Below are 18,219 nucleotides of genomic sequence, written 5' to 3'. Positions count from 1 at the left end.
CATTGATACTGTGCTGCATAAAAAGTATCCCTCATATGTTGATGCAGCTGTACTATCACGGTTGCCTTAGGTTGCAAGAGTTTTTGCATGGCAGAAAGAGAGGGCGAGGTTCTAATATCGATATCTACCGCGTCCGGCCATAAGCGCGTTCCCACACGCATCAATTAGTGCCCAGAATTCAAAGTCTGTATGGGTGAACTGGACCTCAAATTTTGACAAATTGTACTCAGAGTTTGAGTTGTCATTGGGGTCATGATCTGCTGGTCGAATAGTCATGTCACCTGCATGCAAATTCGAACCTTCAGTTGGCAACAAATTCTCCACGTCAATGCTTCGAGCATTCATTTCAGCTAGCAAGACTTGCCTTATGTCCTCATCAGTCGGGTTTGGATTGCATTCCTTTGGTGCCTCCGGCAGGCGAATAACGATAGCTGCGTACAGGACGAGCGCAATTGCTACCAAGAAAGTTCCGCTCAGTTTCATCGGTATAGCAGCCCCTCAATCTCCTGAATCCTCTGATTCAGCATGCTCTCTTTGGCACTCGTTTAAGTCAACGGCACAATCGTTGGATCAACAGCGGTGTGGGCAAATTAATCTGATTTTCAAAAAATTAGCAGAGAAAACCGATTTTCGTTCTGCGTGGAAACTGTTGGTTAAGGGCGTTGTGAAATAGTTTTGGCATGTGACCATTTTTGTAATGAGTAGGTCAGTCCGTGCGAGCAACTACACGTCAGCGAAAACACTCCTATCTGAAAAATCTCGTGGTGCCAGGAATTGCCATTGGGGCGCTTTGCTACTTTGCATTTCACGCGCTCAACGGTAAGCTGGGACTTGTGGGGCGACCACAGATTGAGCATGAAATTCTTGCGCTTGAACTGGAGCTTCATGAACTGCGGGAAGAACGCTTGCAATTACAACGCCGTGTCATGTTACTTGACCCGGAAAGCCTTGACCCGGACATGGTGGATGAGCGCGCCCGCGCCTCCCTGAATCTGGCGCATGTGAATGAAGTTGCAATCATGCGTCGCTGAAACATCAGCGTGCATTAACCCGATGTAGGTTAATTTCTACAACTTAACCTAAATTAGGTTAAGTTTAAAAATACAATAAAATCAGCGTCTTATCTAAATCCCCAAGTGTTATTGCGAATGTTGGCAATCCGTCCCGCGCGGGATAGGGTGCACTCACCAATTCACGTCAAAAGAGACGAGGCTCATGGCTGGAACTCAATCCAAGTCTTCAGGCGGTCGCGCAAAAAGCGCAACCAAAGCCCGCGGTGCGATGAAAAACGTGCCCGCCATTTCAGAATTTTCCAAAGAAGAAGAGCTAAACGCTTATCGCGAAATGCTTTTTATCCGTCGTTTCGAAGAAAAGGCGGGTCAGCTTTATGGTATGGGTATGATCGGTGGCTTCTGTCACCTTTATATCGGTCAGGAAGCTGTTGTTGTTGGTATGGAGATGGCCAAGGAACAGGGTGATCAGATGATCACTTCTTATCGTGACCACGCTCATATGCTTGCTTGTGGTATGGACCCGAACGGCGTGATGGCCGAACTGACCGGTCGTCAGGGTGGTCTGTCCAAAGGTAAGGGCGGTTCCATGCACATGTTCTCCAAAGAAAAAGAGTTCTATGGCGGACACGGTATTGTTGGTGCGCAGGTAGCGCTCGGCACCGGTCTGGCATTTGCGAACCGCTACAAGGAGAACGGCAAAGTCTCCATGGCGTTCTTCGGCGATGGTGCTGCCAACCAGGGTCAGGTTTATGAAAGCTTCAACATGGCGAAGCTTTGGAACCTGCCAGTGATCTACGTGATCGAAAACAACAAGTACGGCATGGGTACGTCCGTTGAACGTGCTTCTTCCACAACCGACCTTTCCCAGCGCGGTGCGTCCTTCGGCATTCCGGGTGTTCAGGTTGATGGCATGGATGTGCGCGCGGTGAAAGCTGCGACCGACTATGCCATGGAGTGGTGCCGTGAAGGCAATGGTCCTTACATCCTTGAGATGATCACCTATCGTTATCGTGGTCACTCTATGTCTGACCCTGCAAAATACCGCAGTAAAGACGAAGTCCAGAAGATGCGCTCCGAGCATGACCCGATTGAACAGGTTCGTGCCCGCCTTCTTGAAAAAGAATGGGCTTCTGAGGACGAGCTGAAAGCGATCGATAAGGAAGTGCGCGCAGTTGTTGCTGCTTCTGCTGAGTTTGCACAGAACGATCCGGAGCCGGATGCATCTGAGCTTTACACAGATATCGTGCTCTAAGGTCGGGACAAATTAATTATGGCTATTGAAATTCTAATGCCTGCGCTTTCTCCGACCATGGAAGAAGGCAAGCTTGCCAAGTGGCTTAAGAAAGAAGGCGATACCGTTTCTGCAGGTGATGTGATCGCGGAAATCGAAACCGATAAAGCGACCATGGAAGTGGAAGCTGTCGACGAGGGCGTGCTTGGCAAGATCCTTGTTGCGGAAGGTACCGAGGAAGTTAAGGTCAACGCTCCGATTGCAGTTCTACTGGAAGAGGGCGAAGACGCATCTGCTGCTGACAATCTAGCTACTGCTGCCCCTGCTGCGGCAGAGGCTCCGGCTGCTCCTGCGGCTGCTGAAGCACCAGCACCTGCGGCTCCGGCAGCTCCGGTTGCAAGTGTTGCGCCTGCTGATCCGGAAATTCCTGCGGGCACCAACATGGTGAACATTACCGTTCGTGAAGCCCTGCGCGACGCGATGGCCGAGGAAATGCGCCGCAACGAGAACGTGTTCCTGATGGGCGAAGAAGTTGCTCAGTATCAGGGTGCCTACAAGATCTCCCAGGGCCTTCTGGATGAGTTCGGCGAAAAGCGCGTGATCGACACTCCAATCACCGAGCATGGCTTTACCGGTCTTGCTGTTGGTGCTGCGATGGCTGGTCTGAACCCAATCGTTGAGTTCATGACCTTCAACTTCGCAATGCAGGCGATTGACCACATCATCAACTCTGCTGCCAAGACGCTTTACATGTCTGGTGGTCAGATGGGTGCGCCTATGGTGTTCCGCGGTGCAAACGGTGCGGCAGCTCGTGTGGGTGCACAGCACTCTCAGGACTTTGCGGCATGGTATGCGTCCATTCCGGGCCTGAAGGTTGTTCAGCCTTACACCGCAGCTGATGCGAAGGGTCTTTTGAAAGCGGCGATCCGCGATCCTAACCCGGTTGTGTTCCTTGAGAACGAGATCCTTTACGGTCACCACTTCGATGTGCCGGATGTTGAAGATCTGGTTCTGCCAATCGGTAAGGCGAAGATTGTTCGCGAAGGTACTGATGCGACCATGGTTTCGTGGGGCATTGGCATGACCTACGCAATCCCGGCTGTTGATGAACTGGCAAAGCAGGGTGTTTCTGTTGAACTGATTGACCTGCGTACCATTCGTCCGCTGGACATGGATACGGTGCTGGCATCTGTTCGCAAGACAGGCCGTCTGGTTACTGTTGAAGAAGCCTTCCCGATCTGTTCTGTTTCCTCTGAAATTGCTTATCAGGTTCAGAGCGAAGCCTTCGATTGGCTGGATGCGCCAATTCTGCGCGTAACCGGTAAAGACGTTCCAATGCCTTATGCAGCGAACCTTGAGAAGCTGGCTCTGCCAAACTCCAAGGAAGTTATCGATGCTGTCAAGGCTGTGACCTACACTGCCTAATTTCAGGAGATAAGTGGTATGCCGATCAACATTTTGATGCCCGCGCTTTCTCCTACAATGGAAGAAGGCAATCTGGCCAAGTGGCTGGTTAAAGAAGGTGACACGGTTTCTGCAGGTGATGTGCTTGCAGAGATCGAGACCGACAAAGCGACCATGGAAGTGGAAGCTGTCGATGAAGGCACCATCGGTAAGATCGTTGTTGCTGAGGGAACTGAAGGCGTGAAGGTGAATGCACCGATCGCGATTCTTCTGGAAGAGGGCGAAGACGCTTCTGCAATGGACGCAGCACCAGCTGCTCCTGCGGCGGCGGCTCCTGCTCCTGCGGCACCAGCTGCTCCGGCAGCGCCTGCTGCTGCGGTTGCTCCGGCACCGGCTGCTCCTGTGGCGGCTTCCGGCGAGCGTGTGTTCTCCTCTCCTCTGGCGCGCCGTCTGGCGAAGCAGAATGGTCTGGACATTGCGCTGGTTGCTGGCACTGGCCCGCATGGCCGCGTTGTGAAGCGTGACATTGAGGCTGCGGTTGCTGCTGGCACCGGTAAGGCGGAAGCTGCTCCTAAGGCTGCGGAAGCACCTAAGGCGGCAGAGGCTCCAAAAGCCGCGCTGGCGTCTGGTCCATCTGATGAACAGACCCTCAAGCTGTTTGATGAAGACAGCTACGAGCTGGTTCCTCATGATGGCATGCGCAAGATCATTGCGAAGCGTCTGACCGAATCCAAGCAGACCGTTCCACACTTCTACCTAACTGTAGAGTGTGAACTGGACGACCTGCTGGCTCTGCGCTCGCAGCTGAACGCATCTGCGCCAAAGGACAGCGATGGCAAGCCAGCTTATAAGCTTTCCGTCAACGACATGATCATCAAGGCGCACGCGCTGGCACTGAAAGCAGTTCCAAACGCGAATGCATCTTACCTTGAGAGCGGCATGGTTATGCATAAACATGCTGACGTTGGTGTTGCAGTTTCCATCGATGGCGGCCTGATCACTCCGATCATTCGCCGTGCTGAAGAGAAAACGCTTTCTACCATCTCCATCGAGATGAAAGATCTGGCAAAGCGTGCTCGTGAGCGCAAGCTGGCTCCAACCGAATTCCAGGGCGGTACGACTTCCGTATCCAACCTTGGCATGTTCGGCGTCAAGGAGTTTGCTGCGGTGATTAATCCTCCGCATGCAACCATTCTTGCTGTTGGTGCTGGTCAGAAGCGTCCGGTTGTGAAGGGCGACGAGATCGTTCCTGCAACTGTGATGTCTGTGACTCTTTCCACTGACCACCGCGCGGTGGACGGTGCGCTGGGTGCAGAACTTCTGCAGGCCTTCAAAGGCTACATCGAAAACCCGATGTCCATGTTGGTTTAATCCGGACTTACCGGCAGAACGCGGGGAACCCTCAGTTTTCTGCCGGTAAATCCAAGTGGTAGGTGTGAGCAAAAGGAGTGGAGTAAGCTGAAGACCGTTTGAGCAAGGAGACCGTGAGATATGGTCAAAGTTGTCGATGGCTTCACGTTTTTCAACGAACTCGATACCCTTGAAATTCGCCTTGGCGAACTGTTTGATGTGGTGGATGAGTTTATTCTTGTAGAGGCAACCAAAACCTTTACCGGACAGGAAAAACCACTCTATTTTGCTGATAACAAGTCGCGGTTTGCACCGTTTTTGAGCAAGATCCGACATGTGATTGTCGAGGATATGCCAGAGGCAGCGCAAAGCGCCTGGTCAAGGGAGTACCACCAACGCGACTGCATAGAACGCGGCCTTAAAGACCTTGCGGTGAAAGATCTGATCGTTGTTTCCGACGTGGATGAAATTCCAAAGCCGGAGGCGTTGCTCAGAGCGAAGAATGATCCCAAGAGTTGGAAGAGCCTGACATTCTTTGGCGCGGATATTTTCCGATACAGACTGAACTTTAAAGACGACGTCTCGGATTTTACCTCGTGCCCGCGAATGATCAGTGCCTTGTTTTTCAAAGGAGCTCAGGCTTTGCGGCGTGAGCGGGCATATCAAAGCAAAAGTCTTCCGTCTTCTTTGGAAGTTGCTTTGTGGCACTGGAAAGCACTTTTACGGCACAGCCGACTTATGCGACGTGAACTGATCCCTTCCTCCAGCTGGCATTTCAGCTTTTTGGGGGACATGGACAAGGTGGTTACGAAGCTTGAGGCTTACTCGCACACCGAACACATGAATGATGCCTATCTGGGCCGTGCACAGCGAACGCTGGACCGTCTGGAAGCAGGTGATGGCAGAGGCAAGCTGGTCACTAAGGACAGCGGAGAACTGCCGGACTACGTTTTGGAGAATTTTCCCAAGTTCTCCCACCTTTATGTGGAGCCTCAAGCTCCTTGAGGCCGATTTGGCGAGGTTAAATTGATGAGTGGCAACGCCTACGACGTGATTATCATTGGTTCTGGTCCTGGTGGCTATGTAACCGCAATCCGCTCCGCGCAGCTTGGTTTTAAGACCGCGATTGTCGAGCGTGAACATATGGGCGGTATCTGCCTGAACTGGGGCTGTATCCCAACCAAGGCGCTGCTGCGTTCTGCTGAAATCTACCACTACATGCAGCACGGCAAGGACTACGGTCTTTCCGCTGAAAACGTGAGCTTTGATGCTTCTGCAGTCGTGAAGCGCTCCCGTGGTGTTTCCGGCCAGCTGAATGGCGGTGTCGGCTTCCTGATGAAGAAGAACAAAGTGGACGTTATCTGGGGTGAAGCAAAGCTCACCAAACCGGGTGAAGTTTCCGTTGGTCCTTCTTCCAAAGACGCCATGCTGCCACAGCACCCAACTCCTAAGGGTGTTAAGGGCCATGGCACGTACTCCGCCAAGCACATCATTGTTGCGACTGGTGCGAAGCCGCGCGTTATTCCAGGCATTGAGCCTGACAAAGAAAACATCTGGACCTACTTTGAAGCGATGGTTCCAGAAAAGATGCCTAAGTCCATCGTTGTGATGGGTTCAGGCGCGATCGGTATCGAGTTTGCCTCCTTCTACAAGACAATGGGCGCTGATGTGACCGTTGTTGAAATGATGCCGACCATCATGCCGGTTGAAGATCCTGAAATCTCCGCGATTGCAAAAAAGCAGATGGAGAAGCAGGGCATGAAGTTCATCATGGACGCGAAGGTGTCCAAGGTTGTTAAGGGCAAGGGTCAGGTAACGGCTACTGTTGAAACCAAAGACGGTAAGAAGCAGGACATCACTGCCGAGAAGCTGATTTCTGCTGTTGGTGTTGTTGGTAACATTGAAGGCCTTGGCCTTGAAGCGCTTGGCATCAAGACTGATCGTGGCTGCATTGTCACTGACGAGTTTAACCGCACTAACGTTCCTGGCGTTTACGCGATTGGCGACGTTGCTGGCCCTCCAATGCTGGCACACAAGGCCGAGCATGAAGGCGTGATCTGCATTGAGAAGATTTCAGGCCTTGATGTTCACCCAATGAAGCGCGACCAGATTCCGGGCTGTACCTACTGTAACCCACAGGTTGCCTCTGTTGGTCTGACCGAACAGAAGGCAAAAGAGGCTGGCTATGACGTGCGCGTTGGCCGCTTCCCGTTCATGGGCAACGGTAAGGCGATTGCGCTTGGTGAGCCTGAAGGTCTTGTGAAGACTGTGTTCGACAAGAAGACCGGTCAGCTGCTTGGTGCGCACATGGTGGGTGCTGAAGTGACTGAGCTCATTCAGGGCTTCGTCGTTGCCATGGGTCTTGAGACCACCGAAGAAGAGCTGATGCACACCTGCTTCCCGCATCCGACCCTTTCTGAAATGATGAAAGAAAGTGTTCTGGACGCCTACGGACGCTCTTTGAATATGTAAAACAATTCCCTCTCACTGGAATCTCGCCAGTGAGAGGGGTTTAATTCTTCCTAGGTACTCTTTTCGTTACAAAGGAGCGTACCTGTAGATTTTACGCACTCGATCCAGCATGGTTGGCGCACTTGCCTTTGCCATTATTGGTGGAAATGCGATTGGCTTTGAATAGGCGTGGTCCTTGGGCACGGAACTGACGTTACACCGGTGTCCGGCATTGAGAGATGCTTTAAATCCTGTTATGGACCACTAAATTTGTAAGAGACAGCATCACTGACCCGTAAGGCAATTGGGCAGTGTGCATCTGGGACCTGACGGAACTGATATGGTTACACTGGTAAATACACTCGATCCTAATCATAAGAGCCAAGCTGCGTCAGCAGAGCAGGAAAAAGTGCGTCCGCGCCATCCGGAAAAAGCGCATCGCCCGGATAACCCTGTTCAGCGCAAGCCAAAATGGATCCGTGTAAAGGCGCCCACATCTCCGGTTTACAAAGAAACCCATGAGCTGGTTCGCAAGAACAACCTTGTGACAGTTTGTGAGGAAGCTGGCTGCCCGAATATCGGTGAGTGCTGGTCCAAGAAACATGCAAGCTTCATGATCCTTGGGGATACCTGTACCCGTGCCTGTGCGTTCTGTAATGTACGGACCGGTATGCCGGGTGCTGTTGACGAGAGTGAACCTGCAAGCGTTGCCAAGGCAGTTGCCGCCATGGAACTGCAGCATGTGGTGATCACCTCTGTTGACCGTGATGATCTTGATGACGGCGGTGCAACGCACTTTGCCAACGTGATTGCGGCGATCCGTGAAGTGTCTCCAACGACTACAATTGAAGTGCTGACACCTGACTTCCTGCGTAAGGATGGTGCGCTTGAGATTGTTGTGGCGGCAAAGCCTGACGTGTTCAATCACAACCTTGAGACTGTGCCTTCCAACTACCTGAAGGTTCGTCCCGGTGCCCGTTACTTCCACTCCATCCGTCTGCTACAGCGGGTGAAAGAGATTGATCCGAATATGTTCACCAAGTCCGGCATCATGGTTGGTCTGGGTGAGGAGCGCAACGAAGTGCTTCAGTTGATGGACGATCTGCGTGTTGCTGATGTGGACTTCCTGACCGTTGGTCAGTACCTGCAGCCAACCAAGAAGCACCACCCGGTGATGAACTTCCCAACACCGGAAGACTTCAAGGCTTATGAGAAGATTGCATATGCAAAAGGCTTCCTGAAGGTTTCTGCAAGCCCGCTGACCCGCTCTTCCCACCACGCAGGTGAAGACTTTGCAGAGCTGAAAGCAGCGCGCAAGGCAAAGCAGGGCAACTAAGATTCGGTTCTATCCTCTGAGATTTTAAGAGCGTCCCCCTTGTAAGGCGGGGCGCTCTTTTTGTTCTGGGTAAGGCCTGCGTTAGCTGATGGTGAGATTTTGGGCTGCGTTGTTGTTTTGCAGCCATGTGGTGATGAGCGAGAGGCTTTCTTCCCAGTTGTCTTCCAGCATGAGGTCATGGCCAGCGTGGGGCACCACCTTGTGTGTTGCCTTATACAGCGCCGCAGAGTCGCGGGAGTGTTTGAACGGGATGATGGCGTCTTCGCTGGCAGTTAGCCAGAGTTTGGGTGTTTTATCGTCAAGGGGAGGGCGCCAGTGCGGCGGGCGGTGCTGCATGAGCACCACTTCCGATTCCGGTCCCAGCTGGCTTTGAATGTACTTGGCGACCGGATTGGTTTCGTCTGCAAGGAACCATCTGGCGGTGATTTCTGGTGATCTGAACTGGAAACGGTAGCCTAGAAAGGGAGAAAGGGCGGTTCCGAGCAGGTCGATGGACATGGCGTTCTTCAGACAGCCCTTCAAAATGTCAGTGGCCGTCCATGAGGCGACAAAGACGGCGGCCTTAACAGATCCAACGTATTTCAGGTACCACTGCACAAGCGCACCGCCCATGCTGTGTCCGATCAGGATGGGAGATTGGTCGTGGCGCTGGACTTCCTCATGCACAAAGCGCAGGTAATAGCCCAGTGTGGCTTCCGCTGTTGGCCGTTGTTCGGGCGATAAGCCGTGCCCGGGTAAGCTGATGGCGATGCTTTCCCAGCCGGTCTCAGCGAGCTTTTGCTGATAGTTCTTCCAACACCATGCACCGTGCCACATGCCATGCACAAAGATAATTGGAGGGGCGCCGTTGGGGTGGTGCGGCCTGAATCTGATGCGTTCAATGCCACCTTCAATGGTCGTCGTGTGCCGGTAGCTGTTGGTTTCTTCCTGACTGACGACCTGCACCGGGGCTTCGGTAAGGCTGTTTATTGTTTTAAGATAGTCTTGTTTTGCGCCCTCTTTGACGAGGCGGGAGATTTTAAAAGGGCTGAGCATTGGGTTTGCTTTCGAAAGGAGTTAAGTATTAGCGCATAGTCTAGAGTTGAGTTTTAAGTGCTGGCCAGAGTTTTTAGAGTGAAATGGTTGCGTTAGATCGTCGCTGAAAGCTTGCGAGATGAACAAAATTTGATGTTTTCGGCGCGCGCTGGCCTGTGGAATACAGAAAACACCGAGATTGATCTTGGCAAATCAAGCAAGGTCGCTTAGAGCATCCTGACTAATTTGAGAATCCAGAAGAAAAAGAACACGAGTATATGCCGTCTTTCGAAAGCACACACAGAGTTCAGCACAGTGCGGATGACATGTTTGATCTGGTCGCGGATGTGGAGCAGTACCCCCAGTTCGTGCCCTTGTGTCAGGGCTTGCACGTGCGTGGGCGCCGAAAGATTGATGACCACCGCGAGATGATGGTGGCAGATATGACCGTGGCTTACAAAGTTTTTAAAGAGACATTTGCCAGTCGCGTCATTCTTGATCGTCAAGCAAGCAAGATTACAGTTGAGTATCTGGACGGGCCGTTCCGCCATCTGGAAAATGTCTGGAGCTTTGACGCGCTCTCCGAGAGGGAGTGTGATGTGAGCTTCTACATCAATTACGAATTCAGGAGCAGGACACTGGGAACCGTAATGGGTGCCATGTTCGACCGCGCCTTCCGCAAATTCTCCACCGCCTTTGAAGATCGGGCCGACAAGATCTACGGAACTTAAAAAATCCGAGAGATCAAGGATGGCCTTATTGTACCTCTATAAATAATCTGAAAATATTCCATAATCAAATTAAGCTTGAGTTTTTGTCATTGGGGATAGGTTAGGCTGTTATATGAGGCATAGGTGTCCGCTCAGAAAGGCTGCTCAATGGAACATCCTGCTTGGCTGTTGGTTTGTTGATAGGAGGTTATTGGAGGGGCTACGGCGTGGCACAGTTGAGTTGGGGTCTTACAGACTCGACATGCCCTAGGATCTCTAGGGAGGGGCCTGTTGTAGGCAGTGCATCTCGCCGGATTGTAGCCAATGCAGCGAGATGCTTTTGGGTTCTTCCTAGAGTTGGTTGCAGTTCTCGTTGTTCGAGGAATAGTTTGCAGCATCCACGTTGTGCTTCGGGCCGCACGCTGCAGGTTTCGCTCCGGTCTTGAGCAGTTTGGTTATGTCAGACCATCCAGAGTTCTGGGTTTCAATCTCGTCAACGGTCTTCTCATAGAGGGCTTTGATGGTGTCGCCGAGCAAGTTGTCGGAGAAGAAGGATGCGTTTTCGCTGACCTTATCGCAGAAGTCTCTGAGGGGTAGGTCAATTACGCCAATTTTCAGCTTTGTGGTTTTCCAGAAGGTTTCGTTTGCGACTTTTGCCGCCTGAAGTTTGCCGAGATCCACAACATTGTCCGTATAAGAATTTCCGGAGAACTTAGAATCCAGAATGCCGTTGCCATCGCCCGCGATTGAGGCAACGCCTTTGAAGCCGGTGATCAGGTCGGCATCGACAAAGTACTTTTGCAACTCTGTGAGCAGGCTATTTGTCTCCGGCTTTGGACCGATCGTGTCTGCACCATGACAGGAGACGGTTGTCAGAGTTTTGATTTCCTTTGAAACGGGCAGGTTTGCCTTTAACAAGCGGGCAAACTGAGAGTTAGTCCAGGTGCTTATTTGCGAGCAGTTGCCGTGGGCGGTGATCATCAGATCGGTGATGTCGGCAAGGTCATCCGTTCCAATGACTTTCACGATGCTGCCGCCTTCGCGCATGTAGAAGACATTGGGGTACTGTTTTGCGCCGGTATTCTTTTGAGCCCAGTAGGCATCGCGGAAACCGTTGCTGTCTGAGCACATGGACAGGGTCAGCAGAACCCCGTTTTTGGCATGTGCTGTTGCGGCGATTGATAGCGCTGCGGCGAGAGAGGCAGCGCTTAGGAGTTTTTTGCAGGTTCCATTCGCGAACATGGATCTGTCTTTTTCTTGTTGTTGAACATGAAAAGGACGCGGACAGCGTTGAGACGTGAGAAAGTGGTTCGCGTGATGCGTTTGTTCCTGAACAAAGCGCTAATGTTGCCCAGTTGCGGTCTCGTGCGAAGGCGATCTCTCGCAAGAAAGTGCCGCTGCGTCTAGACCTGTATCGTTACCTTGACGGCTTACTCGCCGTCGCGTTGGTTGAGGAACTGGCTTAAGCGTGAGCTGGTTCGTTCGTAGTTCTTCGCGATCAGGGCTTCTGCTTCTTCGGGTGTCAGGCCGTTGCGCATGATGAAGGTGCGGCGGATGGCCTGAAAGCGGTTGGTGAACTCTCTGTCCGGATCACCTTGCTCCATAGTTTTTTCAAGAGTGGCGTAGATGCCAACGTCTGTCAGGCGCAGTTTGGTGGTGGGTTTGTTGCACAGCACGACCCAGCCATAGCCCTGGTTTGCCTCCAGGCGTACTTCGTGGCCCAGCTGCTCTTCCCATTTGGTCCATGCGACGGAGTAGGGGCGTACCCAGTAGGAGCGGTTGCATAAACGCAGCTCCTTGTAGCCGGTGCGCGGTAACTGCTGGACCTTGTGTGAGCCCAAAAACTCATCATCAAGCCCGCGCGAGATCAGGAATACGTCAGATGACGCGAACGCAGAGGTGCTCAAGCAAATGCCAAATAACAAGCTTGCAAAATATCTCATGCGCATACCGACATTCCGTTCTAAATTTGAAACAGATTTTAGCTATGTTTTCATAGAATGTCTCAGTAACTCTCGGTTTGACCATAGACCTTTCGAGTGAAAGTTAATTTCGCTTAACTGTTTTCAATAAAATTTTCTAATAATTCTAACGCTTGTACCAGTGCCTGAAAGCGGATGCCGTCGCGTCCTGTGTTCTCGAAGAGGCATTGGGTGTGCTGGGCTTCCTTGTTGTCGGCTGCAAGGCCAAAGTGGACAAGTCCGACTGGTTTGTCCTTAGTGCCGCCGTCAGGTCCGGCGATGCCGGTGATGGAGACAGCCACGTTCGCATTGGAGCAGAAGAGGGCGCCGCTGGCCATGGCCTTGGCGACTTCACAGCTGACGGCACCGTGGCTCATTAGCAAATCCACCGGTACGCCAATCATCTCGTGCTTGGCTTCGTTGGAGTAGGTGACAAAACCACGGTCAAGCACTGCTGAGGAGCCGGGAACTTCTGTCAGTAGGCCAGACAGCAAACCGCCGGTGCAGCTTTCTGCTGTCGTGATCTTGACCTCTTTTTCTGCGTAGCGTGAGACAAGAACGCGGGCTCTTTCCTTCAGGCTCAGGATATCGGTCATGGTTCTGTCTCCCTTAGTTTGCTGGCTCTTGTTCAGTCTTCGAACGGAAGCCGAATGGTGGCGCATGCCTGTGCTGCGATGCCTTCTTTACGGCCCGTGAACCCCAGCTTCTCAGAGGTGGTTGCTTTGACAGCTACGCGGCCAATGGGCAGATCACAGATCTGCGCGATCTGCTTGCGCATTTCCTCCCGATGGGGACCAATTTTGGGAGATTCGCAGATCAGCGTTAAATCCAAGTGTGCGACCATGCCACCGCGCTTGTGAACCCGTTCTATTGCGTATTTCAGAAACTGGTCAGACGCCGCACCTTTCCACTGCATATCGGAAGGGGGGAAGTGGGAGCCGATATCGCCATCGGCAAGCGCGCCAAAAATGGCGTCGGTCAGGGCATGCAGGCCTACATCAGCGTCGGAGTGGCCCTTGAGCTTTTGGGTGTGCGGGATGGTGATGCCGCCGAGGATGACGGCGTCGCCCTCTTCAAATGCGTGAACGTCGTAGCCGGTTCCAACGCGAATATCGCCAAGGTCTGCGAGGTGTTTCATGGCGAGCTGTTCCTGTGCGTTTGTCATATCTTTGAGTGTTGTGAGTTTGATGTTTTGAGGGTCGCCTGTGGTGATGGTGACGGCCTTGCCTTGCCATTCAATCAGGGCTGTATCATCGGTGAAGCTGTCGATGTTCTGCCGGATGGCGCATTGATGTGCCTGCCAGATGAGAGCGTACGGAAAGCCTTGCGGAGTTTGAGCGGTCCACAGGTTGCTGCGATCAACGGTTTCCACCACCTGCTGGTTGGCATTTGCACGCTTTAGGGTGTCGGCCACCGGTACAGCGGGTAGGGCCGCCTGTGCACCGTTTTGCAGGGCAGTGATGGCGTCTTTAATCACTTCGGGTGTGATGAACGGGCGGGCGGCGTCGTGGATCAGGACATAATCGGGTACATCGTCTTCCAGCGCTTTCAGGCCGCAAGCGACAGAGGCCTGACGAGTGGCGCCGCCCATGACGGGTGCCATCAGGCGCGGGTCGGACAGTGCGCTGGCTGCATCCTTGTAGGCGTCGCCATCTTCGGGATGGATGACGGGCAGGACCAGATTGACCTGCTCGGAGGCCAGAATTGCCTCCAGTGTTCTTTGCAGAACAGTCTTTCCGCCAAGGTCCCGGTATTGCTTGGGGCTGCTGTCATTTTGCGTGGACATGCGGGAGCCGCGCCCGGCAGCAACAATGATACATGCAATTTTTTCAGTGGACTGCAAAGCTGGGTCACCTGATTGGGTTCTGGCAACCCTGCGGCACACGATGGTGCGGGGTTGCTGAGTGGAAACTGTGTTGGTGACGGTTTTGCTCGATTTGGAGGCGAAGCTCAACAGTTCAATAGCTTCTCGTTAATATTCCCTTGCCTAAATTTTTAGATTGGTTAGAATATGTGCAACTTAATATGCTGCTCATAAGATGTGCAGTCCGTACTTTTCAAGAAATATGCGTAATGCTGACGATCGGTAATATCCCTCTCAAAAATAAAGTTATTCTTGCGCCAATGTCCGGTGTTTCGGATTTGCCGTTCCGCCGTATCGCTCTGCGTTACGGTGTTGGGCTGGTGGTGAGTGAAATGGTTGCCAGCGAGGCGCTGTGCACTGGCCATCCTGAATCGCTGATGCGTGCAGAAGGTGAGGGCATCGATCCTCACATCGTTCAGCTGGCGGGCAAAGACCCGCACTGGATGGGGGAAGGCGCACGCATGGCTGAAAAGGCCGGTGCGGATGTGATTGACATCAACATGGGTTGTCCTGCCAAAAAAGTGACCTCCGGCTATTCCGGCTCCGCTCTCATGAAAGACCTGGACCACGCCATGACGCTGGTCGAGGCAACGCTCGATGCGGTGGCTGTTCCGGTAACGCTCAAAATGCGTCTTGGTTGGGACGAGACTTCCATCAATGCGCCGGAACTTGCCAGGCGGGCGGTGGATGCGGGGGTGAAGATGATCACCGTGCATGGCCGTACCCGCTCTCAGTTTTATAAGGGGACGGCAGACTGGCGGGCGATCCGTCAGGTGCGTGATGTGATTCCGGATGTGCCTTTGGTGGCAAATGGTGATTGCTGTTCCTTTGAGGATGCGGATGAGATGCTGGCGCAGTCCGGAGCTGATCTGGTGATGGTTGGCCGCGGGGCCTACGGTCGCCCGTGGGTGCCGGGACATATTGCGCGGTATCTGGAGACCCGCGAGCGGCTTGCTGACCCGCATGGGGAAGAACTGGCCGAGCTGGTTGTGGGGCACTACGACGCCATGCTGGAGCATTACGGCTTTGAGATTGGGGTGCGGGCCTTCCGCAAACATATGGGTTGGTATCTGGAGGCTACAGGCCGGCTGGATGATGCTCCGCAAGGCTTTATGCGCGGGCTGATGACCAGCCTGGATGCGGATCAGGTGCGTGGCACCCTTTATGACTGGTTTGTTCAAGTGCCAATGAGGAGTGCTGCCTGATGAGGGAGACTGGGGGAGATACTCTGACGAAGGCTGCTGATGCCTTGACTAAGGGCATGACCGGGCAGGCGGTTCTGGATTCCCTGCCGCATCCTGTTGTGGTGGTTGGCGGCGACGACAAGATTGTTGGCGCAAACAGCGCGGCGGAAGACTTCTTCCATGCCAGCCTTTCTGTGATGAAGCGCCGGGAGGTGTCTTGGTTTGTGCCGTTTGGCAGTCCATTGCTGGGCTTGATTGCACAAGTGCGTGAACGCGGCGGGGCGGTCAACGAATACAAGGTGGATATTGGTACGCCGCGTATTGGACAGGAAAAGCTGGTTGATATTCATGCCTCACCGCTAAGCGAGGCTCCGGGAAATGTTGTGCTGCTTTTTCAGGAGCGCACCATGGCCGAAAAGCTGGATAAGCAGCTGACCAGCCGGGGGGCAGCGCGCACGGTGACGGGCCTTGCGGCGATGCTGGCCCATGAGATCAAGAATCCACTCTCGGGCATTCGCGGGGCCGCTCAGCTTCTGGAGCAATCTGCCAGTGAGGAAGATCGTTCACTGACACGCCTGATCATGGAGGAGACGGACCGGATCGTGAAGCTGGTTGACCGGATGGAAGTGTTTTCCGATGAACGTCCGATTGACCGTGAGCCGGTGAATATTCACGTGGTGCTGGACCATGTGAAACGTGTTGCGGAAAACGGTTTTGCTTCCAAAGTGCGGATTGTAGAGGATTATGATCCGTCCCTACCGCCGGTTTATGCCAACCGGGACCAGCTGGTGCAGGTGTTCATCAATCTGATCAAGAACGCGAGTGAAGCGCTGAATGGCGTGCATGAGCCTGAGATTGTAATCTCAACGGCCTTCCGCCCGGGCGTGCGATTGTCTGTGCCGGGCGTGCAGGAGCGTGTGAGCTTGCCGCTGGAGTTTTGCGTGCGCGACAACGGCAGCGGGGTGCCGGAAGATCTGCGGCCGCATCTGTTTGATCCGTTTATTACAACAAAGACGAATGGCTCCGGCCTTGGGCTGGCATTGGTTGCCAAGATCGTGGGGGATCATGGCGGCGTGGTGGAATGTGAGAGTGGTAGTCGGGGGACGACCTTCCGCATTTTGATGCCTGCCTTTACCGGGCCAGACGTGACTAATGGAATTGAGGACTAAGAGTATGCCGAGTGGAACCATTTTAGTTGCTGACGACGATTCTGCGATCCGTACCGTTCTCAATCAGGCTCTGTCTCGTGCGGGCTATACCGTCCGACTGACATCCAACGCGACGACGTTGTGGCGCTGGGTGAGTTCGGGTGAAGGGGATCTGGTGATTTCCGATGTGGTGATGCCGGATGAGAACGCGTTTGATGTGCTGCCGCGCATCCGCAAGCTGCGTCCTGAGCTGCCAGTGATCATCATGAGTGCGCAGAACACCTTCATGACTGCCATTAAGGCCTCCGAGCATGGTGCCTATGAGTATCTTCCCAAGCCCTTCGATTTGAAAGAGCTGACCGGAATTGTAGGACGCGCACTGGCGGAGCCTAAGGGGCGTCACTTTGATATGGGCGGTGAGGGGAATGACAACATTCCGCTGGTTGGCCGTTCGCCTGCCATGCAGGAAATCTACCGCGTGCTGGCGCGCTTAATGCAGACCGACCTGACCGTGATGATCAATGGTGAGAGCGGCACCGGTAAAGAGGTGGTCGCGCGGGCACTGCATGATTATGGGAAACGCCGGAATGGTCCGTTTGTTGCGGTTAATATGGCGGCGATCCCGAAAGATCTGATTGAATCTGAGTTGTTTGGTCATGAGAAGGGCTCATTTACAGGTGCACAGGCGCGTTCCTCGGGCCGGTTCGAGCAGGCTGATGGCGGAACGCTCTTGCTGGATGAGATTGGCGATATGCCGATGGAGGCACAGACCCGGTTGCTGCGCGTTCTGCAGCAGGGGGAATATACCTCCGTTGGCGGGCGCACGCCTATCCAGACGGATGTGCGGATTATTGCGGCGACCAACAAGGATTTGCGTCAGCTGATTAATCAGGGGCTGTTCCGTGAGGATTTGTATTTCCGGCTCAATGTTGTTCCGATCCGGCTTCCGCCTTTGCGGGAGCGGACCGAGGATATTCCTGATCTGGTGCGGCACTTCTTCTCCATGGCTGAGAGTGAAGGTTTGCCTGCCAAGCAGATTGAAGTGGCTGCGCTTGATAAGCTGCGCCGTTATCGCTGGCCGGGCAATGTGCGAGAGCTGGAAAACCTTGTGCGCCGTTTGGCTGCGCTTTATCCGCAGGATGATATCTCGGCGAGCCTGATTGATCTGGAGCTGTCGCAGCCGTCCAACGGGGCGAGTGAAGCGGAGGTGCCGTCTTCTCAGGATCTGGGTGGCTCTGTGGAGCGGTATCTGGGGGATTATTTCAGCGGCTTTGGTGAGGAGTTGCCGCCTCCTGGCCTTTACCACCGGGTTTTGCGGGAGGTGGAGTATCCGCTGATCAGTGCGGTGCTTGCTGCAACGCGCGGCAACCAGATCAAGGCGGCGGAGCTTCTGGGTGTGAACCGCAACACACTGCGCAAGAAGATACGGGATCTGGATGTGCAGGTGATCCGCAGTTCAAGATAATCGATTTTTGTCGGTTGATTTCTCAAAGTGGCGCTTTTCCGGGCGCCATTTTGGTTTTGGTGTGGCGTTTTGCCTTAATTGTTGCGCG

Annotated in this window: 17 protein-coding genes; 11 read left to right on the top strand and 6 right to left on the bottom strand. The window is 53.5% G+C overall.

Translation table 11 applies throughout. The features are described from left to right. Positions 1-111: 111 nt before the first annotated feature. Positions 112-483, bottom strand: coding sequence for a hypothetical protein (locus IE076_RS12830; RefSeq protein ID WP_189437190.1), 372 nt, complete (start codon positions 481-483; stop codon positions 112-114). A 278-nt stretch (positions 484-761) separates the two neighbouring features. Between IE076_RS12830 and IE076_RS12825 the strand changes: the two genes are divergently transcribed. From IE076_RS12825 to lipA, 7 genes are all read left to right on the top strand, one after another. Continuing rightward, positions 762-1,031, top strand: a complete 270-nt coding sequence (locus IE076_RS12825) for an FtsB family cell division protein (protein ID WP_054666183.1) — start codon at positions 762-764, stop codon at positions 1,029-1,031. 184 nt (positions 1,032-1,215) lie between these two features. Further along, positions 1,216-2,265 (top strand): pyruvate dehydrogenase (acetyl-transferring) E1 component subunit alpha, encoded by a 1,050-nt coding sequence (gene pdhA, locus IE076_RS12820; protein WP_189437189.1) that lies wholly within the window; start codon positions 1,216-1,218, stop codon positions 2,263-2,265. An 18-nt stretch (positions 2,266-2,283) separates the two neighbouring features. Then, complete coding sequence (locus tag IE076_RS12815; protein WP_189437188.1) at positions 2,284-3,669, top strand: pyruvate dehydrogenase complex E1 component subunit beta; 1,386 nt, start codon at positions 2,284-2,286, stop codon at positions 3,667-3,669. A gap of 18 nt (positions 3,670-3,687) precedes the next feature. After that, on the top strand, positions 3,688-5,019 hold the full coding sequence (locus IE076_RS12810) for a pyruvate dehydrogenase complex dihydrolipoamide acetyltransferase (protein ID WP_189437187.1): 1,332 nt from the start codon (positions 3,688-3,690) through the stop codon (positions 5,017-5,019). A gap of 120 nt (positions 5,020-5,139) precedes the next feature. After that, positions 5,140-6,003, top strand: coding sequence for a glycosyltransferase family 17 protein (locus IE076_RS12805; RefSeq protein WP_189437186.1), 864 nt, complete (start codon positions 5,140-5,142; stop codon positions 6,001-6,003). Positions 6,004-6,027: 24 nt separating this feature from the next. Beyond that, positions 6,028-7,470 carry a dihydrolipoyl dehydrogenase gene (lpdA, locus tag IE076_RS12800; protein ID WP_189437185.1) on the top strand — a complete coding sequence of 481 codons (1,443 nt, stop codon included), beginning with the start codon at positions 6,028-6,030 and terminating at the stop codon, positions 7,468-7,470. A gap of 319 nt (positions 7,471-7,789) precedes the next feature. Next, the gene (lipA, locus tag IE076_RS12795) at positions 7,790-8,785 is read left to right on the top strand and encodes a lipoyl synthase (RefSeq protein ID WP_189437184.1); all 996 of its coding nucleotides are present in this window, start codon (positions 7,790-7,792) and stop codon (positions 8,783-8,785) included. Between the two features lie 81 nt (positions 8,786-8,866). On the opposite strand, the gene IE076_RS12790 is transcribed toward lipA, so the two are convergent. Continuing rightward, positions 8,867-9,820 carry an alpha/beta hydrolase gene (locus IE076_RS12790; protein ID WP_189437183.1) on the bottom strand — a complete coding sequence of 318 codons (954 nt, stop codon included), beginning with the start codon at positions 9,818-9,820 and terminating at the stop codon, positions 8,867-8,869. Between the two features lie 257 nt (positions 9,821-10,077). On the opposite strand from IE076_RS12790, the gene IE076_RS12785 reads away from it, so the two are divergent. Beyond that, positions 10,078-10,530 (top strand): type II toxin-antitoxin system RatA family toxin, encoded by a 453-nt coding sequence (locus tag IE076_RS12785; RefSeq protein WP_189437182.1) that lies wholly within the window; start codon positions 10,078-10,080, stop codon positions 10,528-10,530. Between the two features lie 330 nt (positions 10,531-10,860). On the opposite strand, the gene IE076_RS12780 is transcribed toward IE076_RS12785, so the two are convergent. The 4 genes from IE076_RS12780 to IE076_RS12765 form a co-directional block, all read right to left on the bottom strand. Further along, positions 10,861-11,751 (bottom strand): hypothetical protein, encoded by an 891-nt coding sequence (locus IE076_RS12780; protein ID WP_189437181.1) that lies wholly within the window; start codon positions 11,749-11,751, stop codon positions 10,861-10,863. 188 nt (positions 11,752-11,939) lie between these two features. Next, the gene (locus tag IE076_RS12775) at positions 11,940-12,458 is read right to left on the bottom strand and encodes a hypothetical protein (RefSeq protein WP_209009077.1); all 519 of its coding nucleotides are present in this window, start codon (positions 12,456-12,458) and stop codon (positions 11,940-11,942) included. A 107-nt stretch (positions 12,459-12,565) separates the two neighbouring features. Then, a complete protein-coding gene (locus tag IE076_RS12770) occupies positions 12,566-13,066 on the bottom strand; it encodes a CinA family protein (RefSeq protein ID WP_189437180.1) in 501 nt (166 codons plus the stop codon). A 32-nt stretch (positions 13,067-13,098) separates the two neighbouring features. After that, positions 13,099-14,313 (bottom strand): bifunctional 2-C-methyl-D-erythritol 4-phosphate cytidylyltransferase/2-C-methyl-D-erythritol 2,4-cyclodiphosphate synthase, encoded by a 1,215-nt coding sequence (locus tag IE076_RS12765; protein ID WP_189437179.1) that lies wholly within the window; start codon positions 14,311-14,313, stop codon positions 13,099-13,101. Between the two features lie 230 nt (positions 14,314-14,543). Between IE076_RS12765 and dusB the strand changes: the two genes are divergently transcribed. The 3 genes from dusB to ntrC are packed head-to-tail and all read left to right on the top strand — an operon-like array spanning position 14,544 to position 18,131. Next, the gene (gene dusB / locus IE076_RS12760) at positions 14,544-15,539 is read left to right on the top strand and encodes a tRNA dihydrouridine synthase DusB (RefSeq protein ID WP_189437178.1); all 996 of its coding nucleotides are present in this window, start codon (positions 14,544-14,546) and stop codon (positions 15,537-15,539) included. Further along, complete coding sequence (locus IE076_RS12755) at positions 15,539-16,687, top strand: two-component system sensor histidine kinase NtrB (RefSeq protein WP_371871500.1); 1,149 nt, start codon at positions 15,539-15,541, stop codon at positions 16,685-16,687. Before dusB ends, IE076_RS12755 begins: the two co-directional genes overlap by 1 nt. Before the next feature lie 4 nt (positions 16,688-16,691). Next, positions 16,692-18,131 (top strand): nitrogen regulation protein NR(I), encoded by a 1,440-nt coding sequence (ntrC, locus tag IE076_RS12750; protein WP_189437177.1) that lies wholly within the window; start codon positions 16,692-16,694, stop codon positions 18,129-18,131. The last annotated feature ends 88 nt before the right edge of the window (positions 18,132-18,219 follow it).

Source organism: Pseudovibrio japonicus (assembly GCF_014651595.1).
In the GTDB taxonomy this organism is placed as follows: Bacteria; Pseudomonadota; Alphaproteobacteria; order Rhizobiales; family Stappiaceae; genus Pseudovibrio; species Pseudovibrio japonicus.
The sequence above is the reverse complement of the archived record's forward strand: the minus strand, read 5'-3'. Positions and strand labels throughout refer to the sequence as shown.